This window comes from Asaia sp. SF2.1 (genome assembly GCF_000505765.1).
In the GTDB taxonomy this organism is placed as follows: Bacteria; Pseudomonadota; Alphaproteobacteria; order Acetobacterales; family Acetobacteraceae; genus Asaia; species Asaia bogorensis.
In genome coordinates this window covers 95207-99577 of the sequence record NZ_AYXS01000048.1, presented here as the reverse complement: position 1 = coordinate 99577, position 4371 = coordinate 95207, and the positions used below count along the sequence as shown (strand labels likewise).

Annotated in this window: 3 protein-coding genes and 1 pseudogene; 2 read left to right on the top strand and 2 right to left on the bottom strand. The window is 59.6% G+C overall.

What is annotated here, in order from left to right; translation table 11 throughout:
* Both sucA and ampC read left to right on the top strand, forming a co-directional pair.
* Positions 1-1400 (top strand): annotated as a pseudogene (gene sucA, locus P792_RS39215) (2-oxoglutarate dehydrogenase E1 component); the annotation flags it as partial.
* A gap of 110 nt (positions 1401-1510) precedes the next feature.
* On the top strand, positions 1511-2674 hold the full coding sequence (ampC, locus tag P792_RS33285; RefSeq protein ID WP_031241427.1) for a class C beta-lactamase: 1164 nt from the start codon (positions 1511-1513) through the stop codon (positions 2672-2674).
* Between the two features lie 83 nt (positions 2675-2757).
* Here the strand turns inward: ampC and lpdA are convergent, their stop codons facing one another.
* Together lpdA and P792_RS36740 are read right to left on the bottom strand one after the other, a co-directional pair.
* The gene (gene lpdA / locus P792_RS33280; RefSeq protein ID WP_023979675.1) at positions 2758-4179 is read right to left on the bottom strand and encodes a dihydrolipoyl dehydrogenase; all 1422 of its coding nucleotides are present in this window, start codon (positions 4177-4179) and stop codon (positions 2758-2760) included.
* A gap of 40 nt (positions 4180-4219) precedes the next feature.
* Positions 4220-4371 (bottom strand): 2-oxo acid dehydrogenase subunit E2 (locus P792_RS36740; protein WP_200863491.1); only part of this gene is annotated, 152 nt, incomplete at its 5' end.

The following is a 4371-nucleotide window of genomic DNA, read 5'->3' as shown; positions in this document are numbered from 1 at the left end:
AGGCCATTGCCGCACGCCCGACCACGCGTGCGCTCTATGCCAAGAAGCTGGCACGCCAGAAGGTGATCGATGCCGAGACGGCCGATGACCAGTTCCAGTATTTCCAGGATCATCTGCAGGAGCAGTTCGAGGCCGCGAAATCCTACGAACCCAGCCGCGAAGACTGGCTGGAATGCAATCAGGACCCATCGCGCCTGTCTGACGAACCACTGCGTGAGCAGCCGGTGACTGGCATCAGCATTTCGGGTCTGCAACGCGTGGGCGCAGCCCTGACGCGCATCCCGGAAGATTTTGCCCTGCACCCGCGCCTGCGCCGCGTCATCCAGGCACGTGGCCAGGCCATCGAGACGGGTGCTGGAATTGACTGGGCGCTGGGTGAAGCCCTCGCCTTCGGTTCGCTGCTGCTTCAGCATCATCCTGTGCGCCTGTCAGGCGAGGATTGCCAGCGCGGGACATTCAGCCAGCGTCACGCCGTTCTGGTCGACCAGATCAATCAGAGCGACTATGTGCCGCTGAACAACATTGCCGATGGTCAGGCCCGCATCGAGGTCTATAACTCGCTGCTGTCCGAGTTCGGTGTGCTTGGCTTCGAATATGGCTACACGCTGGCCGCGCCCAACTCACTGGTACTGTGGGAGGCGCAGTTTGGCGATTTCGCCAATGGGGCGCAGGTCATCATCGACCAGTTCATCGCATCGGGCGAGACGAAGTGGCTGCGTACGTCGGGCCTCGTGATGCTGCTGCCTCATGGTTATGAGGGACAGGGGCCGGAGCACTCTTCTGCCCGTCTTGAACGCTATCTGCAGCTTTGCGCCGAGAACAATCTGCGCGTGTGCAATATCACCACCCCGGCAAACTACTTCCACGCCCTGCGTCGCCAGATTGCGCGTGAATGTCGCAAGCCGCTGATCATCATGACGCCCAAATCGCTGCTGCGTCACAAGGAAGCCGTGTCGGAACTGGCCGATTTCGGACCCGAAACACGTTTCTGCACCGTCCTGCCCGAGACCGATACCCTGCTGCCCGATCAGGATATCACCCGCGTGGTACTGTGCTCGGGCAAGGTCTATTATGATCTGCGTGCTGCCCGCCGTGACAGCAACCGTGACAATGTGGCGATCCTGCGCCTTGAGCAGCTCTATCCCTTCCCCCGTGATGTGCTGTCGCAGCAACTTGCCCGCTACCCCAATGCGCAGATCATCTGGTGTCAGGAAGAATCGCAGAATGGCGGTGCCTGGGCCTTTGTCGATCGTCGTATCGAGAATTCGGCCGAACGGTGCAATCACGCTTATCCGCGCCCGATCTTTGTCGGTCGCAAGGCGTCTGCCTCGCCGGCCACCGGTCTTGCAAGCGAGCATCTGGCAGAACAGGCTGCCCTCGTGCAGGAAGCTCTGGGCTGATATCACTTTCGGCGGGGCATCATGAGGCCCCGCCCCGACGCCCTCAAGTCAGGCGTTTTTCCGCCATCATAAGCATGCACCATGAGACTATCCGAAAACGGGAGATACTCATGGTTCAGCGCAGGCACTCTTTCTTGAGGTTGCTGTCGGTCGCTTGTGGTTTGGCGCTTACGGCGCCTGCATGGGCTGATGATGTTGATAACAAGATCAAGGCTGCCTTTGCGCCCCTTGCCAGCCGCTATAACGTGCCGGGTCTTGCGATTGGCGTGACTCAAAATGGCGTTCATCATTTTTATACGGTAGGGCTCGCCTCACGGGCAGATCATCGACCGGTCACGCCTGATACGCTGTTCGAGCTGGGCTCGATGAGCAAGATTTTCAACGTTACCCTGGCCGCTCTTGCTGTTGACCACGGCAAGATGCGCCTGAGTGATACGGTCGCCCATCATTTGTGCAACGATCATTGCCGTATCGGTCATGATCTCACGCTTCTTGATCTGGCGGCCCACCATTCCGGGGGCCTTCCCCTGCAGGTGCCGGAGACGGTCGCTGGTATCAAAGGCCTGACCCGATGGCTCGAAGCCTGGCATCCACCGCAACCCGGCGCGCGGAGTTATTCCAATATCAGCATCGGCCTGCTGGGTTACATCTCTGCCCAGTCACTGGGAATGACCTACACCAGAGCCGTTCAGACAATCCTCTTCCCCGCGTTTGGACTGAGACACAGCTGGATCGAGGTACCGGCCAGTGAGATGAAAAACTACGCCTACGGCTATGACAAAAAGACCGATGCCCCCGAACGGGTGCACCCCGGTGTGTTGGCAACTGAGGCTTATGGCGTCAAATCGACACCCAGCGACATGCTGGAAATGCTGGATATCGAACTAGGTCTTGGCCATCCCCCGGATGACTTGCGGCGCGCTGTAAAGATGACGCAGCAAGGGCGCTACAAGACAGAATTCTTCACCCAGGACATGATCTGGGAGCATTATCCCTGGCCTACGCCTCTGCAGCCGATGCTGCTCGGCAATGGCTATGATTTCATCATGAAACCGCATCCGGTCACGGCCGTCGAACCGCACCAAGCTGACAATCAGAATGTAATTTTCAACAAGACTGGCTCAACCGACGGTTTTGGCGGCTATGTCGCAATGATCCCAGGTCAGAAAATTGGTGTTGTCATGCTGGCCAACAGAAATACACCGAATGAAGCCCGCGTCGAAGCGACCTATAGGCTTCTGAACTCCCTGATGGCCCCGACGAAGACAGAATGAACCCCGGTCGGCCGCGACATCAGACATCGACGAAAAGTCGCCCTTGTCATGCCCCGTGACAGACGGGGCATGCCTTGCCGCTCTCAGAGATGCAGGGCCCGGTCGAAAGCCCCCATAGCCGCTTCCTTGAAGGCTTCGGACAGGGTGGGATGAGCGTGGCAGGCCAGAGCCACGTCCTCGGCACTGGCCTTGAAGGTCATGGCCAACGTGGCCTCGGCAATCAGCTCGCCCGCACAGGCCCCCAGAATATGCACACCGAGAATACGGTCTGTCTTGGCATCGGTCAGAACCTTTACGCCGCCATCTGTCGCCGCAATGGCACGGGCACGGGCACTCGCCATGAAGGGGAAGCTGCCCGTCTTGTAGGCAATGCCCTCCTGCTTGAGCTGTTCCTCGGTCTTGCCCACCATCGCAAATTCCGGCTGGGTATAGATAACCGAAGGGATCGCATCATAGGGAACATGCCCGACGCGCCCTGCCAGTTGCTCGGCAAGCGCCAGACCTTCTTCCTCGGCCTTGTGCGCCAGCATCGGCCCGGCGATGACATCGCCAATGGCATAGATGCTGGGGCAGGACGTACGGAAATGCCCGTCAACAGGAATACGACCGGCTTCGTCAGGATCGATCCCGACAGCGCCCAGATCGAGACCCTGCGTGTAGGGTTTGCGACCGATCGCCACCAGAACCACATCGGCCTCCAGCGTCTCGGTTTCTTCCTTCCCAACCTTTTGCAGCGTCAGGGCGAGGCTTTCACCCTCTGTTGCCACTTTGGTCACGCGGGTGGAAAGGCGGAATTTCAGGCCCAGCTTTTCGAGCGAACGCTGGAACTGACGCCCCAGACCACGGTCGAAACCCGGTGCGATATGGTCGCCATATTCGATGACCGTCACTTCACTGCCGAGGCGCTTCCAGACGCTCCCCAGCTCCAGCCCGATCACACCCGCACCGATGACGGCGAGACGCTTCGGCACGTTTTCCAGGCTGAGTACGCCCGTCGAGGAGACAACGCGCTTCTCGTCAAATGTCACACCGGGTAGGGCTGCGGGGGCGCTCCCTGTCGCAATCACGATGGATTGCGCCGTCACTGCCTCGCCGTTGATCGTGAGGCTGTGCGGCCCTGTCAGGACAGCCTCGCCCACGCGAAAGGTCACGTTGTTCTTGCGAAAGAGATAACCGATGCCCTTGACCGTATCGCCCACCACGCGCTCCTTGCGGGCCATCATCTGGCCAAGATTGAGCGTTGGCTTGACGTTATCGATGCCGAGCGACGCAAATTCGGTCTCGGCCTCGTGCAGGCGTTCCGAACTATGCAGCAACGCCTTGGAGGGGATACACCCGACATTGAGGCATGTGCCGCCCGGCGTGTCGCGACGATCGACGCACAGCACCTTCAGACCACGCTGCGCGGCCTTGAGCGCACAGACATAACCGCCAGGGCCTGCGCCGATAACGGCCAGATCGAAATCACGGGCTTCGGACATGGCAGCAGCTTTCTCTTCGGACATCGGGATTTTCGGGGCTCGGGCTTTTCAGACGCGACAGGCTTCAGACATCAAGCAGCAGGCGACGGGGGTCCTCGACATATTGCTTGACGCGCACAAGGAAGCTGACCGCCTCACGCCCATCCACCATGCGATGATCATAGGACAGGGCCACATACATCATCGGGCGGATGACCACCTGACCATCCACGGCAA

What these genes read in the sequence shown, in the direction of transcription:
- ampC (WP_031241427.1), top strand. Translation starts at nt 1,511, where the DNA reads ATGGTTCAGCGCAGGCACTCTTTCTTGAGGTTGCTGTCGGTCGCTTGT.
- lpdA (WP_023979675.1), bottom strand. Translation starts at nt 4,179, where the DNA reads ATGTCCGAAGAGAAAGCTGCTGCCATGTCCGAAGCCCGTGATTTCGAT.